Genomic DNA, 14,919 nt, shown 5'->3' with positions numbered 1-14,919 from the left:
TCAGACCTGCAGAATTGAGGAAACAAGAAGCTGGGTGTAGGGCGCACGCGGATCATCAAGCACCCGGTCGGTGAGACCCGCCTCGATCACCCTGCCCTCCTTCATCACGATCATTCGGTCCGACAGCAACCGCGCCACGGCCAGATCGTGGGTGACCACCACCACGGCAAGGCCGAGATCGGAAACCAGCCCACGCAGCAGGTCGAGCAACCGCGCCTGCACCGAAACATCAAGACCGCCGGTCGGTTCATCCATGAACACCAGCCTTGGCTCGGTCACCAGGTTGCGGGCAATCTGCAACCGCTGCCGCATGCCGCCGGAAAAGGTCCGCGGCTGATCATCAACCCGGTCTTCATCGATCTCGACACGGGAGAGCCACTCGATCGCGGTGCTACGGATGTTGCCGTAATGCCGGTTGCCCACCGCCATCAGCCGCTCGCCGACATTGGCGCCGGCCGAGACGGTCATCCGTAACCCATCAATCGGGTTCTGGTGCACGAAACCCCAGTCCGTGCGCATCAGGTAGCGCCGTTCGGCTTCAGCCATCTTGTAGATGTCGGCGCTTTCGCCACCACGCATCCGGTAGTGAACCGTGCCGCAAGTCGGCGTCATGCGTGAGGAGATGCAGTTGAGCAGCGTGGTCTTGCCGGAGCCGGATTCACCGACGATTGCCAGCACCTCTCCCGGCCACAAATCAAAACTGACATCGGCGCAACCGATGCGCTTGCCATAGACCCGGGTCAGGTTGTCCACGCTCAACAGCGGCTGGGATGGGGCAGATGCGAGCTTGCCCGCAGGAGCGTCAATGGTCTGGGAAAGGCTCATCACATCGCCTCCTTTTCAATCTCGGCGTCATCGCCAAGCAACACGCCGCGATGGCCATCGGCCCGGCGGCTTTCGCAATAATGGGTGTCGGAGCAGACGAACATGCGCCCGCCCTTGTCATCGAGCACCACCTCGTCGAGATAGACTTGTTCTGCACCGCACATGGCGCAAGGCTCATTGAAATGCTGGATTTCGAACGGATGGTCCTCGAAATCGAGGCTGACAACTTCCGTGTACGGCGGGATCGCGTAGATCCGTTTTTCCCGCCCCGCGCCAAACAATTGCAGCGCCTCGGACTGGTGCATCTTCGGATTGTCGAATTTTGGCGTCGGCGACGGATCCATCACATAGCGCCCCTCGACCTTGACCGGATAGGCATAGGTCGTGGCGATATGGCCATTGCGGGCGATGTCCTCGTAAAGCTTGACGTGCATCAGGCCATATTCCTCAAGCGCATGCATCTTGCGGGTTTCGGTTTCGCGCGGCTCTAAAAATCGCAACGGTTCCGGGATCGGCACCTGGTAGACCAGCACCTGGCCTTCCTTGAGCGGTGTTTCCGGAATCCGGTGCCTTGTCTGGATGATCGAGGCATCCGGCGTTGACGTGGTCGTGGCCACACCGGCGGTCTTGGCGAAGAAGGCCCGGATCGACACCGCATTGGTGGTATCATCCGCCCCCTGGTCGATCACCTTGAGCACATCGTCGCGCCCGATGATTGCAGCCGTCACCTGCACCCCGCCGGTGCCCCAGCCATAGGGCATCGGCATCTCGCGGGAAGCGAACGGCACCTGGTAGCCGGGAATGGCAATGCCCTTGAGAATCGCCCGGCGGATCATCCGCTTGGTCTGCTCATCGAGATAGGCGAAATTGTAGCTCGCCAGGTTCTGTGCGGAATCGTTTTGTGTCAGCGCGTTCATTCCGCGGCCTCCATCGTGTCATCAGTCGCAGCAGCGTCATCATTCGCCTTCGTGGCACTGGCGAAATGCTCAGCCCGCATGCGGCGCACCAGATCCAGCTCGGCCTGGAAATCGACGTAATGCGGCAGCTTGAGGTGCTCGACAAAACCGGTCGCCTGCACATTGTCGCAATGCGACAGCACGAATTCCTCGTCCTGTGCCGGCGCGACAATGTCCTCGCCGAGCTCGGATGCGCGCAGCGCCCGGTCGCACAGCGACATCGCCATCGCCTTGCGTTCGGCGTGGCCGAACACCAGCCCGTAACCGCGGGTAAATTGCGGCGGCGCCTTGGCCGAGCCCTGAAACTGGTTGACCATCTGGCATTCGGTCAGTTTCACCCGGCCGATCACCACAGTGAATCCGAGTTCGGGGATCATCACCTCGACATCGACTTCGCCGATGCGGATTTCACCAGCAAACGGGTGGCTGCGCGCATAACCGCGCTGGGTCGAATAGGCCAGCGCCAGCAAGAACCCTTCATCGCCGCGCGCCAGCGTTTGCAGCCGCGCATCCCGGTCCATCGGATATTCGGTCGGGGTGCGGGTGATATCGGCCACCGGACGTGACGCATCCACAACCGGATCATCCTCGATCAGCCCTTCATCGCCGAGAATGTCGGAGACGCGTGTCACCGTCTCGCCCGCGTCCGGCGCGGTCTCGGGCGCATCCAGCGGCTCGTCTCCGGCCAGGGCCGGATCGAGAAGACGGTGGGTGTAATCGAAGGTCGGGCCAAGCAACTGCCCGCCCGGCAGGTCCTTGTAGATTGCCGAGATCCGCCGCTCGACCAGCATTTTGCCGGTGTCCATCGGTTCGGAATGCCCGAACCGCGGCAGGGTTGTGCGGTAGGCGCGAAGCAGGAACACCGCTTCTATCAGATCACCCCGCGCCTGCTTGATGGCAAGCGCTGCAAGCTCGGGATCGTAAAGCGAGCCCTCACCCATCACCCGGTCGACAGCGAGCGACAACTGCCCGGCAATCTGCTCGAGCGTCAGCCCGGGCACGCCCGCATCGCCCCGGCGGCGCGCGCCAAGCAGGCGGTGGGCGTTGGCGATGGCGGCTTCACCGCCTTTGACAGCAACATACATGGCCTAGGCCTCCCTTCGGGCAAGACGGGTGCTGCGCGGAAGTGCCGCCACGCAATCGGGACCGGCAAGAACCAGATCGACACCGCGCGGAAACGCCGCCCGGTTGGCCTGCCATTGCTCCAGAAAATGCTGCGGCATCGGCGCCGGCGCCAGCGAAGCCTGGCCCTTGATGCCGGGGCCTTTCAGTACAAGCGCAGCGCCTTCGGACAGCGTGGCAACCTGCAGGATGATCGTGGTCGAACGATCCGGAAATTCCTGGCTACCGAGCGAAAACCCGTTCAGCGCCGAAAGGTTTTGCGGCGCGGCCACAAGCGCAAATGCTGCATCGGACGGGTTGTCCACCACCGATGCCCCGGTGTGGAACACGATCCAGTCCCTGACTGCCGAGGCGTTTGCCAGTGCCGGGTCCAGCCAGACCGGTGTATCGGCATCGGCCAGCGTGGCAATCAGCGCAGAAGCCGACGCAGACAACGGAGCCGGCGGTGCGGTCACATCCGGAAGTGCGCGCACCGAGCCCGGCCGCGCCATCGCGTCCATCAGAGCCCGGAACACGGTTTGCGAGGCACCGACAGGATCGGCGAACCCGCCTTCATAGACGGTGGAAGTATGTGTGGCGGACGGCATCAGTCTTCCCCTCGCACCATGGTGAAAAAATTGACCCGGGTCGCCGCGGTCTCTTCGCGCAGTTTTGCATCCGCCTCGCTGGCGAGCGCTTCCAGCGGCGCGACAATCACCTCTTCGATCATGTCGGCATGGGCGGGATCCTGGGCCAGCGCATCGATGACGGCGACCAGTTGCGCCTTGCGGGTGTCGCGGCCGCTGATCATCGCATGCCCGACCTGCCCCGACCCGATCCGCACGGTCACGCGGGTGGCCGAAACCTCACCGACATGAAATGGCTGCCCTGTGCCGCCTGCACGACCCTGCAGCGCGACAAGCCCGGTCTCAGGCCCGCGCAGCAATTCGACAGGCGGATTGAGACCGGTCTGCTTCCAGCACGACAACAACTGCTTGGCCGGCGCTTTGGCCAGAACCGACAGACGTCTCTGACGCGCAGCGACCTCCGGGGCCAGCGCATCATCCGGGATGGTTTCCGCAAGTGGCATTGATAACTCCTTATTTGTCTATTTATCTAGACAACAATATAACTTACGCTACACTTAAACGGCTCATATGACGAGCCTGTGACATCACGAAAGGAATACCGGTTTGAAGACTGTGCAAAGACGCACCGGGATCGCGCTCTGGCGCCAGGTCGCCGATCAGATCCGTCAATCGGTTCTCACCGGACTTGCGCCCAATGAGCGACTGCCCGCGGAGGCAGAGCTGGCAACCCGGTTCGGCGTCAATCGCCACACCGTCCGCGCCGCCATCGCTGCACTTGAAAAGGAAGGCATCCTGCGCGCCGAACAGGGCCGCGGCACCTTTCTCAATGACCGCAAGCGTCTACGCTACCCGATTGGCCAGCGCACGCGCTTTTCCTCTGGCCTTGAAAGCCAGGCACAAACCCGGTCCGGCAAATTGCTGGCAAGCCTGACCTTGCCCGCCCCTCTCGCCGTAGCAACTGCGTTGTCATTGCCTGCGGGAGCACCGGTGATCCGGCTGTCGACCGTTTCCGCTGCCGACGGGGTTCCGGTCTCGGCCGCCAACTCCTGGTTTGATGCCAGCCGATTCGGCACGATCGCCGAGCTTTACGCAGAGACCGGCTCTATCACCGCCTCGCTGGCAAACCTCGGTGTCGATGATTACACCCGCAGGACCACGGCGATCGAAGCCCGCCACGCCAGCAGCGAGGACCTCGAACTGCTGGCTCTCTCACCCGGCGCCATCGTGCTTCTGACCCGCTCGGTCGATGTCGATTCCGCAGGCCTTCCGATCCAGTACGGCGAATCCCGTTTCGCTGCCGACCGGGTCGAATTGATCATCGACAATGCGGCCTCCGGCACATCCGGAGACACCGCCTGACCCTGCCCGCCCGGCCCTGTCACATTTACCGTCACAAAACTGAGAACTGAATCGTGTTTAAGCCTGCCAGCAAGACGATTGCTCAAGGTTCAGGCGGGTCCCGTGACCAAGAAATACCGGACGATATTCCTTTCCGACATCCACCTCGGCACACCCGATTGCCAGGCGGATATCCTGATCGACTTCCTGCGCCAGCATGATGCGGCGACGATCTACCTGGTCGGCGACATCATCGATTGCTGGCGCATGAAACGAAAGGGCTTCTACTGGCCGCAATCCCACAATGACGTGGTCCAGAAGCTGCTGCGCAAGGGGCGCAAGGGCAGCCGCATCATCTATGTCCCCGGCAACCATGACGAGTTGTTGCGCGATTATCAGGGCGTGCATTTCGGCGGCATCGAGGTGCGCGAGCGCGATGTCTTCGAGACCGCCGACGGCAAGCGGCTGCTGGTCATCCACGGCGACGAATTCGACATGGTGGTGATGAACCACCGCTGGCTCGCCCATCTCGGCGACATAGCCTACGGCATGGCGATGTGGACCAACAAATGGCACAACCGCACCCGCAAGCTGCTCGGCCTGCGCTACTGGTCGTTCTCGCGCTGGGCCAAGCTCAAGGTCAAGAGCGCCGTCAATTTCATCTCCGATTTCGAGGAAGTGCTGGCCGAGGAAGCCCGCAAGCACGGCGCCGACGGCGTTATCTGCGGCCACATCCACCACGCCGCCAACGAGATGCGCGGCGGCATCCATTACATCAACACCGGCGACTGGGTGGAAAGCTGCACCGCCGTCGTCGAGCATGCTGATGGCCGGATGGAGATCATAGACTGGTCACGCCGCATCTCGGAAAAAGCCGGACAGGCCGCCAGGAGCGATACCCTCAAGCAGGTACCAGGCAAGCAAAACCAGGCGGCATGATTGCCCGCCCCTCATTCTCTCCTTCGGAGTAATCCCCATGACCATGATCGAAACCACCGCCGTCGGCGCCCGCATTGACGGAGCCGTCGTGCGCAACACTGCCATGTCCTCGACCGGCATCCTCGAACGGGTGTTCTCGGCTGCGTTCCGCGGCCTGGTCTATCCACAGATCTGGGAAGATCCTCTGGTCGACATGGAAGCCCTCGCGCTGAAACAAACCGATACCCTTGTCACCATCGCTTCGGGCTCCTGCAACGTCATGTCCTATCTGACCGCCAACCCGGCAGAAATCATCGCGGTGGATCTCTCGCCGGCGCATGTGGCGCTGGGCAAACTCAAGCTTGCAGCCGCTGCGCACCTGCCCGGCCACACCGCCTTCTCCAACATGTTCCGCCACGCCAACCTGAAAACCAATGTCGCACTCTACGAGCGCTACATCCGCCCGCATCTCGACGAGAAAACACGGGCCTATTGGGACGGACGGGAATTCAACGGCCGCCGCCGCATCAGCCGCTTTACCCGCGGCTTCTACACCACAGGCCTGCTCGGGCGCTTCATTTCCGCAGCCCATGTAGTGGGCAGGATCTACGGCGTCGACCCGCGCGAATTGCTGCGCATGGACACGATCGAGAAACAGCGCGAGTTCTTCGAAACCCGCATCGCCCCGGTGTTTGACAGCCGCAGCTTCAAGGCACTCACATCCTTGCGCGCCTCGCTGTTCGGCCTTGGCATTCCGCCGGCACAGTACGAGGCTCTGGCCGGCGATGCTCCCGATGGCATGACCGGTGCGTTGCGGGTCCGCACCGAGCGGCTGGCCTGCGGCTTTCCGCTCAAGGACAACTATTTTGCCTGGCAGGCTTTCGGCCGCGGCTATCAGCCCGGTGATGCAGCCAGTCTCCCGCCCTATCTGCAAGCCCGCAACTTCGAAACCATCCGCCGCAACGCAGGCCGGGTGAACATCATCAACGAGAGTATCACCACCCTGCTGGCTGCCCGGCCTTCAGCCTCGGTCGATGCATTCGTGCTGCTTGATGCGCAGGACTGGATGACCGGCCCGCAGCTGTCCCAATTGTGGGCCGAGATCACCCGCACAGCCGCTCCCGGCGCCCGCGTCATCTACCGCACCGCTGCCGCTCACTCGCCCCTGCCCGGCCAGGTGCCCGACGGCATTCTCGACAAATGGGATTACCGCACCGAGGAAAGCCGTGAAATGGGTGCGCGTGATCGCTCGGCCATCTATGGCGGCTTCCATCTTCATGTGAAGCGCGACTCCGCCGCATGAGCTCCGTTCCCGCCAACGCCTCGGTAATGGACGGCATCTACCGGCATCAGCGCCACATCTACGATCTGACCCGGCGCTACTATCTGCTCGGCCGCAACGACCTGATCGCAGCTCTCAGGCCACCCGCCGGCGGCACCGTGCTCGAAATCGGCTGCGGCACCGCGCGCAATCTGGTGCTGACGGCAAAGCGCTATCCGGATGCGCGGCTCTTCGGCATCGACATCTCGGCGGAAATGCTCAAATCGGCGACAGCGACGGTTTCAAACAACCGGTTCGATCGGCGTGTCAGCCTCGCCCAGGGTGACGCGACCCGGTTTGATGCGGCCGAGCTGTTCGGCATCACCCGTTTCGACCGGGTGTTCTTCTCCTACAGCCTGTCGATGATCCCCGGCTGGGAAGCAGCCCTTCATCAGGCCATCCGCTGCGTCGTCCCCGGCGGCGAGCTTCATGTGGTGGATTTCGGCCAGCAGACTGCCCTGCCCGGCTGGTTCGGCAAGGGGCTGAAAACCTGGCTCGCACGGTTTCATGTCACCCCGCGCGAAAACCTTGGCGACGCCATGGCGGCAATTGCCAAGACCACTCACGGTGAACTGCATTTTTCGACACTCTACCGGGATTACGCAAGGATCGGCCATATTAGCCTGCCGTCAGCTTAAGCCGCGCCACCGACATCCGACTGGGCCACGGCAACGGACTTGATCACCGCAAAACAGGCAGCCCCCGGCGCAAGCTCCAGCACGTGCGCGGAGCGGCGGGTGATCCGTGCCAGCAACAGATCATCCCCGGCCCTGAGCTGAATGACAGCGCCCGGCCCCTCGCCGAGCCGCACCGCCGTGACCGTCGCGGGCAAAATGTTGAGCGCCGACAGGCCTTCCGGCCGCGTTCGCGACAGGATCACATCCTGCGCCAGGATGCGGATCGACAGCCGCGCCCCGATTGGCGCCTCCACCCGCGGCAGGAACAGCGGACCGGCCGACGCCTCCAGCCGTGTCAGCCCATCCTCCTCCTGCGCCGATACGGTCGCCTGCAGCGAAGCCCCCGCGGACCGGACACCCAGCGCCGGAACATTTTCAGGGTCGGACAGCACTTCATGCGCCGGACCGGAGCGGATCACCCGTCCGTTGTCCATCAGCACCAGCGTCGTCGCCAGCCGCGCCACTTCCGCCATCGAATGGCTGACATAAAGCACCGGGATGTCGGTTTCGCCGCGCAGACGTTCGAGATAGGGCAGGATTTCGGCCTTGCGCTCCTCGTCGAGCGCCGCCAGCGGCTCATCCATCAACAACAGCCGCGGGTTTGCCAGCAGGGCCCGGCCGATGGCCACACGCTGCTTCTCGCCCCCCGACAGCCCGCCCGGCCTGCGTTCGAGCAAGCCTTCGATACCGAGCATGCCGACCACATGGTCAAATTCCGCCGCCGGCCCGCGCGGCGCAAACCAGTGGCCGTAATTGAGGTTCTGCCGCACGCTCAGATGCGGGAACAACCGTCCTTCCTGAAACACGTAGCCCAGCCGGCGCTGATGCACCGGCAGCGAAATCCGCCGTTTCGTGTCAAGCAGGACAGTGTCGTCGAGTTGAATGCGGCCCGCATCCGGGCTGATCAGCCCGGCCACGGCATTGATCACCGAGGTCTTGCCGGACCCAGAGCGGCCGAAAAGCGCTGTGACCCCGGCCGGCGCTTCGAAACCGACATCAAGCTTGAATGCGCCAAAGGAATGCGACACTTGGACTCTAAGCGTCATGATCCCGATATCCTTCGTGCCACCGCCCGGCCAAGCCATTCCGACAGGAACAGCGCGGCGAGCGCAATCGCAACCGCGATCAGCACCAGTTGCATGGCCTTGGAATCACCGCCCGGCACCTGCAGAAAGCTGTAGATCGCCGATGGCAGGGTCTGTGTCTGGCCAGGAATGTTGGAGACGAAGGTGATGGTGGCGCCAAACTCGCCCATCGCCTTGGCAAACGCCAGGATCGCCCCGGCGATCACGCCCGGCAGGATCAGCGGCAAGGTGACAGTGGCAAACACCCAGAGGCGCGAGGCTCCTAGCGTTGACGCCGCCTGTTCCAGCTTTGGATCGACCGCTTCAATCGCCAGCCGGATCGCCCGCACCATCAACGGAAATGCCATCACCGCAGCCGCCAGTGCAGCCCCGGTCCAGCGGAACGCGAACACCAATCCAAAACTCTGTTCAAGAAATTCACCAACGGCACCGCGCCGGCCGAATGTCAGCAGCAGCAGGTATCCGGTGACAACCGGCGGCAGGATCAGCGGCAGATGCACCAGGCCATTGAGCGCCTGCTTGCCCCAGAACTCATGCCGCGCCAGCAGGTAAGCCACCGCCACGCCGAGCGGCAGGCTCAGCGCTGTCGCCCAGAAAGACACCTTGAGCGACAGCGCAACCGCGCTCCACTGATCCGGGGTAAGCCAGTCAGCCATCGCCCTGCCCGGAAAGGGTGGCAAAGCCCTGCGTCTTGAACACCGCATTCGCTTTCGGGCTGCTCAGAAAGGCGAAGAAATCATCAGCATCGGGCGCGGAAGAACCGGCGAGAATGGCTGCCGGATAGATGATCGGCGCATGGGTCGCTTCAGGAAAGACAGCAACCACGCTGACCCCGGCATCGGCGACAGCGTCGCTTGCATAGACAATGCCGAACGGCGCCTCACCGGAAGAGACCAGTGCCAAGGCCGCGCGCACATTGTCGGTCTGCGCCACCTTTTCCGACACCGTGCCCCACTGCCCCAGGCTGGTGAGCGCCTGTTTGCCGTAAACCCCTGCCGGCACGGAATCGACCATCGCCATGGCCAGGCGCCCGTCCTCCAGCAACTCCGCAAGATCCATATCGCCCCCGAGATCAACCCCGGCGGGTTCCCGGCCATGGGCGATCAGCACCAACCGGTTGCCAAGCAGGTCCTTCCGGCTCTCCGGCCGGATCATGTCCGCTGTCTGAAGATAGTCCATCCAGTCGACCGACGCGGAGATGAAGATGTCGGCAGGTGCGCCCTGCGCGATCTGCCGCGCCAGACTGGAACTTCCGGCATAGGAGATGGTCACATTCTTGCCGGTCTGTTCACGCCAGTCCCCGGCAATCTGGTCGAGTGCGGTCTTGAGGCTGGCTGCGGCAAACACCAGCACACCTTCCGCGCGCGCCTGTGCGGGCACAAGCAACAGGCAGACCAGCACAACGGCTTGAAACAGCCGACCAGGCGAACAGGCACACATCAGATACGCTCCGGCACACTCACATCTGATCCGACGTACCAGTGCGCCCCCTTGGCTGGCAAGCATTATGGCCCTCAAGCACAGCCATTCGCTCAGTGCCCGCAAGATCCCGGAAGCGGGTGGCCCGCTTCCGGTCATGTCGCGAGGGATCGCGGTCAGCCGAACATGTCGGCGGTAATGCCCGCATACCAGCCGACCGATTCCTCGAAATTGGCCTTGCGCAGCGCATCTTCCTCGTCCATCTGGCTGATGAAGCCCTGGGTCGAGGCGATCTTGCCCTCGCCCGGCGCATATTGGGCTCCGACCTTGATGCTGTTATCGGCTTCGATCAGGCTCCAGCAGGTGTTGGCGAATTTCGCCGGGAACACTTTCGATCCGATCAGGTCGCCACGAACATTCATCGCCGCAACCTTGGCCTGGCTGTTGGCGGAGAAAGCGGATTTCGGCATGTCGCCCGCAATACAGGCATCCCCGATGACGAAAACCGCCTCATCGACGCTCGAGCGCATGCTCTCGGCCTCGATCGGGCAGAAACCGCTGTCATCGGTCAGCCCGGCGGCCGCGGCGATTGCACCGGCCTTTTGCGCCGGGATCACGTTCATGAAGGCCCCCTTGAACGTATCGAGCCCGGTCTCCACCGTGCCGGCTTTGACATCGATGCCCTCGATGCCGCCATGCACATCCGGGCCGTACCACTCGATCATGCCGGGATAGTGTTTTTCCCAGCCTTCCTGAAAAACACCCTGCTTGGAGAATTTCGGCTTCGGATCGAGGATGATGATCTTTGCGTCCGAAAGCCCCCTGGACTTGAACATATGCGCCATCATTGAAGCCCGCTCATAGGGACCGGGCGGGCAGCGGTAGGGATTGGGCGGCGCCACCATCAGCACCTGCTGTCCGTTCTCGATGGCGTCGACACCGGCCTTGAGGATTTTCGTCTGCTCTCCGGCCTTCCACGCATGCGGCGCAGCCTTCGACAATTCCTCCGAATAGCCTTCGACCGAATCCCAGATCAGGTCGATGCCGGGTGAAACCACCAGCCGGTCATAGGAGATCGACGATCCGTCAGCCATCGTCACCGTCTTTGCGGCGCGGTCGACGCTGCTGGCGCGCCCGGTCACCTTGGTGATGCCGTAGCTCGATTGCAGCGTGTCATAGCTGTGGGTGATCGATTCAAAACTGCGAAATCCACCGATATAGAGGTTGGAGAAGAAGCAGGTGGTGAACATCTCGGCATCGTCTATCAGCGTCACATCAATGGCGCCGTCGGAATCCTTGGCGATGTAGCGCGCCGCCGTGGCCCCGCCTGCGCCGCCGCCGATGACGACAACACGCGGCTTGCCCTGTGCGCGCAGATAGGTCGGAAGCGAGAGCGCTGCAGCACTCGCCCCGGTGAAAAGTCCGAATTGGCGTCTTGTCAGGCCTGTCATGGTATCCTCCCGGTTTCAGGTTCTCAGTCTATTGCGGATCCAGCGAACTGAAATAGGCCGCCAGCGCCGCAATTTCCTCGTTCGAGAGGTTCGCGACGCGCAATTTCATCACATCGTTCGAGCGCACATTGTTCAGGTATTCAAACAGTGCCTTAACGAAATAGTCCTTCGGCAATCCGACGATCGAGGGAATGCCGTCGGCACGCCCCGTGGCCTGGTGGCAGGTAACGCATTCGCCGGCCAGATATTCGCCATATTCCGGGTCGCCCTCCATCTGCAGCACGATATCTGCAAAGCCGCTGACCGGCCCCGATGTCGAGAGGTCCTCCGCCGCAGGATCTGCGGCCGGGGCTTGCCGGGTGGCGGTTTCAAGCCAGGAAATCAGCGCCTGACGGTCGTCAGCGTCAGCCATGCCGCGAAATGACATCCGGTTGCCCCTGATGAAATCGCGCGGCCTCTCGAGATACCGATCGAGCGTTTCGGCATTCCAGACGAGGCCCGCCTGCCCCGCGGCGCGCATGCTCCCGGAGTAGCGGAAATCCTCGAAACCGCCCGCCTTGCGTCCGAACAGCCCATCGAGATGCGGACCGACCTTGTGCTTTGCTCCGGCCCCTATCTCGTGACAGGTGGCGCACGGCTTGAACAGCGCTTCAGCCTCGTCCGCCAGGGCCACGACGGAATGGCAGGACAAGATCAAAAGTCCAAAAAAAATGGCAGGCACCAGTCGGCGCAACATCCCGCTGCGCCTGTGGTGCCTGCCAATCTTGGCCATTTAGCCTCTCCTCAAGGGCGCTTTGCAGCGCCCCGTTGTCAATCGATTCCGCCTCCGGAATTCTCGTCACCCTCACCTTCCGGCGTTACGTCGATGACTTGCGCGCGGGCGGTGATCTCAACCGGACCCGGCTTGCAGTCGGTCATGCAGGGTTCCAGCCCCTTGGCATAATGCGGCTCGCTCAACCGGTCATCGGCAATGAAGTTTGCTTCATTCGGCAACCGCATCTCGGTGAAGTTGTCCTTCGAAAGCTCGAACTCCTCGTCATCCACGATATCGTTAAGATACATCAGATAGGCGGTCAGCGCATAGACGTCGTCATCCGACAGCGACCGGGCATTGCCGAAGGGCATGGCGCGGCGGACATAGTCAAACACCGTCGACAGATACGGCCAGTACGAGCCGATGGTCTTGACCGGCCGGTCTTTCAGCAACGTGTCCTGGCCACCCGCCAGCACGGGCCAGCGTCCCGCGCCCTCGCCGAAATCACCATGACAGACCGCACAGTTCTCACTGTAGATCGGCTCACCCTGGGCCACGGTTCCCTTGCCTTCGGGCAGGCCGGTGCCATCCGGACGGACATCGATGTCCCAGGCCGCGATTTCATCAGGCATGGCCTTGCGGCCAAGTCCGAACGCGCCCTGGCTTTTCTCGACAGCCATTTCTGCGGCGGGCTCAGCCTCGGCGGCAGTGCCCGCATCGGCGGTTTCAACCGGTTTCTCTTCCGCTTCAACCGCGGCAGGAGCAGCCGCAGTTTCTGTAGAGAAGGTCTTCAGATAGGCCAGCACATTGGCGATATCGTCGTCCTTTTTCAGCCCGGCAAAGGCCATCTTGGTGCCTTTGATCATGGCCTTTGGCTTGGCCAGATACTCGGTCAGGGATGCCGCATCCCAGACCAGGCCGCCCTCACCGGCTTCAATCATCGCCTTGGAGTACTTGTAGCCATCCGCACCGCCGGCATTGCGGCCGAACAGATCATTGAGCTCGGGACCAACCCGGTGCTTGGCGCCATCGCCAACCGCATGGCAGGCCTTGCACTTCTTGAACACCTTGCTGCCGGCATCGGCGTCGCCATCGGCCAGCGCCGGGCTGGTAAAGGCTGCAAGCGCAACAACGGCAAGAGCCGCAGACTTAGGAAACTTCAACATTTTCAACCACCCCGTCGTTGTTGACGTGCCATGTCTGGATGCCATTGTTGTGATAGATCGAATTCCCGCCACGCGCCGCGCGCAACTCGTTCTTGGTCGGCTGAACCAGCCCCTGATCGTCGATGGCGCGGGACTGCAGCAGCATTTCCGAACCGTCCCAATTGATGTCGAGATAGAACCGGTGCAGCGCCTTAGGCAGGCTCGGCCCGTCGATCCGCGCCGTTTGCCAGGTCCGCCCGCCATCGATCGTCACATCCACACGCTTGATCGTGCCGCTGCCTGACCATGCCAGGCCGGAGATGACCAATGGCCCCTTGCCATGGGTTACCGGTGCCTGCGGGCTCGGGCTGGTGATCACCGATTTCACATCCATCACCCAGGTGTGGCGGCGTGCCTTTCCGTCGGCGAGAAGATCGGTGTATTTCGACGTTTCTTCGCGCTGGGCCCAGGGCTCGTCGCCCACTTCCAGCCGGCGCAGCCACTTGACCCACATGTTGCCTTCCCAGCCGGGAACGCAAAGCCTGAGCGGATACCCCTGCTCGGGGCGCAGCGCCTCGCCGTTCATCTTGAACGCGACCAGGCAGTCGTCCAGCGCCTTTTCCATCGGGATCGAGCGCGTCATCGCCGAGGCGTCGGCACCTTCGGCCAGCAGCCATTTGCCGTTCGTCTTCACCCCTGCCTCTTCCAGCAGATAGCGCAGCGGTACCCCGGTATAGACCACGCAATGGATCATGCCGTGGGTGAACTGGCAGCCGTTGAGCTGCGAGCCCTTCCATTCCATGCCGCCATTGGCCGCGCATTCGAGGAAGTACACCCGGTTCTCGCGCGGGAACCGCTTCAGGTCCTCCATGGTGAAGACCAGCGGCGTGTCGACCAGGCCGTTGATCATCAGCCGGTGGTCGGCCGGATCGATGGTTGCCGTACCGCCATGATGGCGCTCGAAACACAGGCCATTGGGCGTGATGATGCCGTCAAGCTCGTGCAAGGGAGTGAAATTGATCGAGGAGACCGGATCCGCCGTCAGCCACGGCACATTGCGGCGCATCACATCAGCTTCGAATTCCGACGGCTTGCCGTAGGGCGCAACGTCCACGCCTTCCCCGAGATAGCGATTCCAGTCCTGGATCTCGGTGATCAGCGGATCGCCCGCTGCCCGCGCCACGCCGGCGCTTGCTGCTGCCGCGGCTCCACCCAGAAGCCCGGCCTTGAGAAAATTGCGCCGTGACGCTGCCTGCTTCGTCGGTTTCGGGTCGGTAATATCTACCATGAGATCCTCCCGTTGCGCTTGTCCAGCATCTGCATTGTTGTCTCCGTCTTC

General features: G+C 62.6%; 16 protein-coding genes. 4 read left to right on the top strand and 12 right to left on the bottom strand.

Going from position 1 to position 14,919, the window contains the following annotated elements; translation table 11 throughout:
- Genes phnK through phnG form a run of 5 tightly spaced genes read right to left on the bottom strand, consistent with a single transcriptional unit; the run spans position 1 to position 3,972 of the window.
- Positions 1-825, bottom strand: a complete 825-nt coding sequence (phnK, locus tag WNY80_RS01945; protein ID WP_342885654.1) for a phosphonate C-P lyase system protein PhnK — start codon at positions 823-825, stop codon at positions 1-3.
- Positions 825-1,742 carry an alpha-D-ribose 1-methylphosphonate 5-phosphate C-P-lyase PhnJ gene (locus WNY80_RS01940; RefSeq protein WP_342885653.1) on the bottom strand — a complete coding sequence of 306 codons (918 nt, stop codon included), beginning with the start codon at positions 1,740-1,742 and terminating at the stop codon, positions 825-827. The genes phnK and WNY80_RS01940 overlap by 1 nt, the downstream gene beginning before the upstream one ends.
- The gene (locus WNY80_RS01935) at positions 1,739-2,866 is read right to left on the bottom strand and encodes a carbon-phosphorus lyase complex subunit PhnI (protein ID WP_342885652.1); all 1,128 of its coding nucleotides are present in this window, start codon (positions 2,864-2,866) and stop codon (positions 1,739-1,741) included. The genes WNY80_RS01940 and WNY80_RS01935 overlap by 4 nt, the downstream gene beginning before the upstream one ends.
- 3 nt (positions 2,867-2,869) lie before the next feature.
- Positions 2,870-3,490, bottom strand: a complete 621-nt coding sequence (gene phnH / locus WNY80_RS01930) for a phosphonate C-P lyase system protein PhnH (RefSeq protein ID WP_342885651.1) — start codon at positions 3,488-3,490, stop codon at positions 2,870-2,872.
- A complete protein-coding gene (gene phnG / locus WNY80_RS01925) occupies positions 3,490-3,972 on the bottom strand; it encodes a phosphonate C-P lyase system protein PhnG (protein WP_342885650.1) in 483 nt (160 codons plus the stop codon). Before phnG ends, phnH begins: the two co-directional genes overlap by 1 nt.
- A gap of 103 nt (positions 3,973-4,075) precedes the next feature.
- Here phnG and phnF point away from each other — a divergent pair, with 103 nt between their 5' ends.
- The 4 genes from phnF (at position 4,076) to WNY80_RS01905 (ending at position 7,687) form a co-directional block, all read left to right on the top strand.
- Positions 4,076-4,831 (top strand): phosphonate metabolism transcriptional regulator PhnF, encoded by a 756-nt coding sequence (gene phnF / locus WNY80_RS01920; protein ID WP_342885649.1) that lies wholly within the window; start codon positions 4,076-4,078, stop codon positions 4,829-4,831.
- Between the two features lie 102 nt (positions 4,832-4,933).
- A complete protein-coding gene (locus WNY80_RS01915; RefSeq protein WP_342885648.1) occupies positions 4,934-5,749 on the top strand; it encodes a UDP-2,3-diacylglucosamine diphosphatase in 816 nt (271 codons plus the stop codon).
- Positions 5,750-5,786: 37 nt separating this feature from the next.
- Positions 5,787-7,031: a DUF3419 family protein gene (locus tag WNY80_RS01910; RefSeq protein WP_342885647.1), complete on the top strand. Its 1,245-nt coding sequence runs from the start codon at positions 5,787-5,789 to the stop codon at positions 7,029-7,031.
- A complete protein-coding gene (locus tag WNY80_RS01905; RefSeq protein ID WP_342885646.1) occupies positions 7,028-7,687 on the top strand; it encodes a class I SAM-dependent methyltransferase in 660 nt (219 codons plus the stop codon). Before WNY80_RS01910 ends, WNY80_RS01905 begins: the two co-directional genes overlap by 4 nt.
- Here the strand turns inward: WNY80_RS01905 and modC are convergent.
- From modC to soxC, 7 genes are all read right to left on the bottom strand, one after another.
- Entirely contained in the window at positions 7,684-8,772 is a 1,089-nt protein-coding gene (gene modC / locus WNY80_RS01900; protein WP_342885645.1) for a molybdenum ABC transporter ATP-binding protein, read from the bottom strand. The genes WNY80_RS01905 and modC overlap by 4 nt on opposite strands.
- Positions 8,769-9,467, bottom strand: a complete 699-nt coding sequence (gene modB, locus WNY80_RS01895; RefSeq protein WP_342885644.1) for a molybdate ABC transporter permease subunit — start codon at positions 9,465-9,467, stop codon at positions 8,769-8,771. Before modB ends, modC begins: the two co-directional genes overlap by 4 nt.
- Positions 9,460-10,251, bottom strand: coding sequence for a molybdate ABC transporter substrate-binding protein (modA, locus tag WNY80_RS01890; protein WP_342885643.1), 792 nt, complete (start codon positions 10,249-10,251; stop codon positions 9,460-9,462). Before modA ends, modB begins: the two co-directional genes overlap by 8 nt.
- 155 nt (positions 10,252-10,406) lie before the next feature.
- Entirely contained in the window at positions 10,407-11,681 is a 1,275-nt protein-coding gene (locus WNY80_RS01885) for an NAD(P)/FAD-dependent oxidoreductase (protein WP_342885642.1), read from the bottom strand.
- 28 nt (positions 11,682-11,709) lie between these two features.
- Positions 11,710-12,372, bottom strand: coding sequence for a c-type cytochrome (locus tag WNY80_RS01880; protein WP_342885641.1), 663 nt, complete (start codon positions 12,370-12,372; stop codon positions 11,710-11,712).
- Between the two features lie 119 nt (positions 12,373-12,491).
- Positions 12,492-13,601, bottom strand: coding sequence for a c-type cytochrome (locus WNY80_RS01875; RefSeq protein WP_342885640.1), 1,110 nt, complete (start codon positions 13,599-13,601; stop codon positions 12,492-12,494).
- On the bottom strand, positions 13,585-14,868 hold the full coding sequence (gene soxC, locus WNY80_RS01870) for a sulfite dehydrogenase (RefSeq protein WP_342885639.1): 1,284 nt from the start codon (positions 14,866-14,868) through the stop codon (positions 13,585-13,587). The genes WNY80_RS01875 and soxC overlap by 17 nt, the downstream gene beginning before the upstream one ends.
- Between the last annotated feature and the right edge of the window lie 51 nt (positions 14,869-14,919).

It is taken from the genome of Hoeflea sp. AS16 (genome assembly GCF_038900095.1).
In the GTDB taxonomy this organism is placed as follows: Bacteria; Pseudomonadota; Alphaproteobacteria; order Rhizobiales; family Rhizobiaceae; genus Hoeflea.
The sequence above is the reverse complement of the archived record's forward strand: the minus strand, read 5'-3'. Positions and strand labels throughout refer to the sequence as shown.

Bases quoted from the DNA above. Each gene is read 5' to 3' on its own strand.
- phnK (WP_342885654.1), bottom strand. From the start codon at position 825: ATGAGCCTTTCCCAGACCATTGACGCTCCTGCGGGCAAGCTCGCATCT.
- WNY80_RS01940 (WP_342885653.1), bottom strand. From the start codon at position 1,742: ATGAACGCGCTGACACAAAACGATTCCGCACAGAACCTGGCGAGCTAC.
- WNY80_RS01935 (WP_342885652.1), bottom strand. From the start codon at position 2,866: ATGTATGTTGCTGTCAAAGGCGGTGAAGCCGCCATCGCCAACGCCCAC.
- phnH (WP_342885651.1), bottom strand. From the start codon at position 3,490: ATGCCGTCCGCCACACATACTTCCACCGTCTATGAAGGCGGGTTCGCC.
- phnG (WP_342885650.1), bottom strand. From the start codon at position 3,972: ATGCCACTTGCGGAAACCATCCCGGATGATGCGCTGGCCCCGGAGGTC.
- WNY80_RS01910 (WP_342885647.1), top strand. From the start codon at position 5,787: ATGACCATGATCGAAACCACCGCCGTCGGCGCCCGCATTGACGGAGCC.
- WNY80_RS01905 (WP_342885646.1), top strand. From the start codon at position 7,028: ATGAGCTCCGTTCCCGCCAACGCCTCGGTAATGGACGGCATCTACCGG.
- modC (WP_342885645.1), bottom strand. From the start codon at position 8,772: ATGACGCTTAGAGTCCAAGTGTCGCATTCCTTTGGCGCATTCAAGCTT.
- modB (WP_342885644.1), bottom strand. From the start codon at position 9,467: ATGGCTGACTGGCTTACCCCGGATCAGTGGAGCGCGGTTGCGCTGTCG.
- modA (WP_342885643.1), bottom strand. From the start codon at position 10,251: ATGTGTGCCTGTTCGCCTGGTCGGCTGTTTCAAGCCGTTGTGCTGGTC.
- WNY80_RS01885 (WP_342885642.1), bottom strand. From the start codon at position 11,681: ATGACAGGCCTGACAAGACGCCAATTCGGACTTTTCACCGGGGCGAGT.
- WNY80_RS01875 (WP_342885640.1), bottom strand. From the start codon at position 13,601: ATGTTGAAGTTTCCTAAGTCTGCGGCTCTTGCCGTTGTTGCGCTTGCA.
- soxC (WP_342885639.1), bottom strand. From the start codon at position 14,868: ATGGTAGATATTACCGACCCGAAACCGACGAAGCAGGCAGCGTCACGG.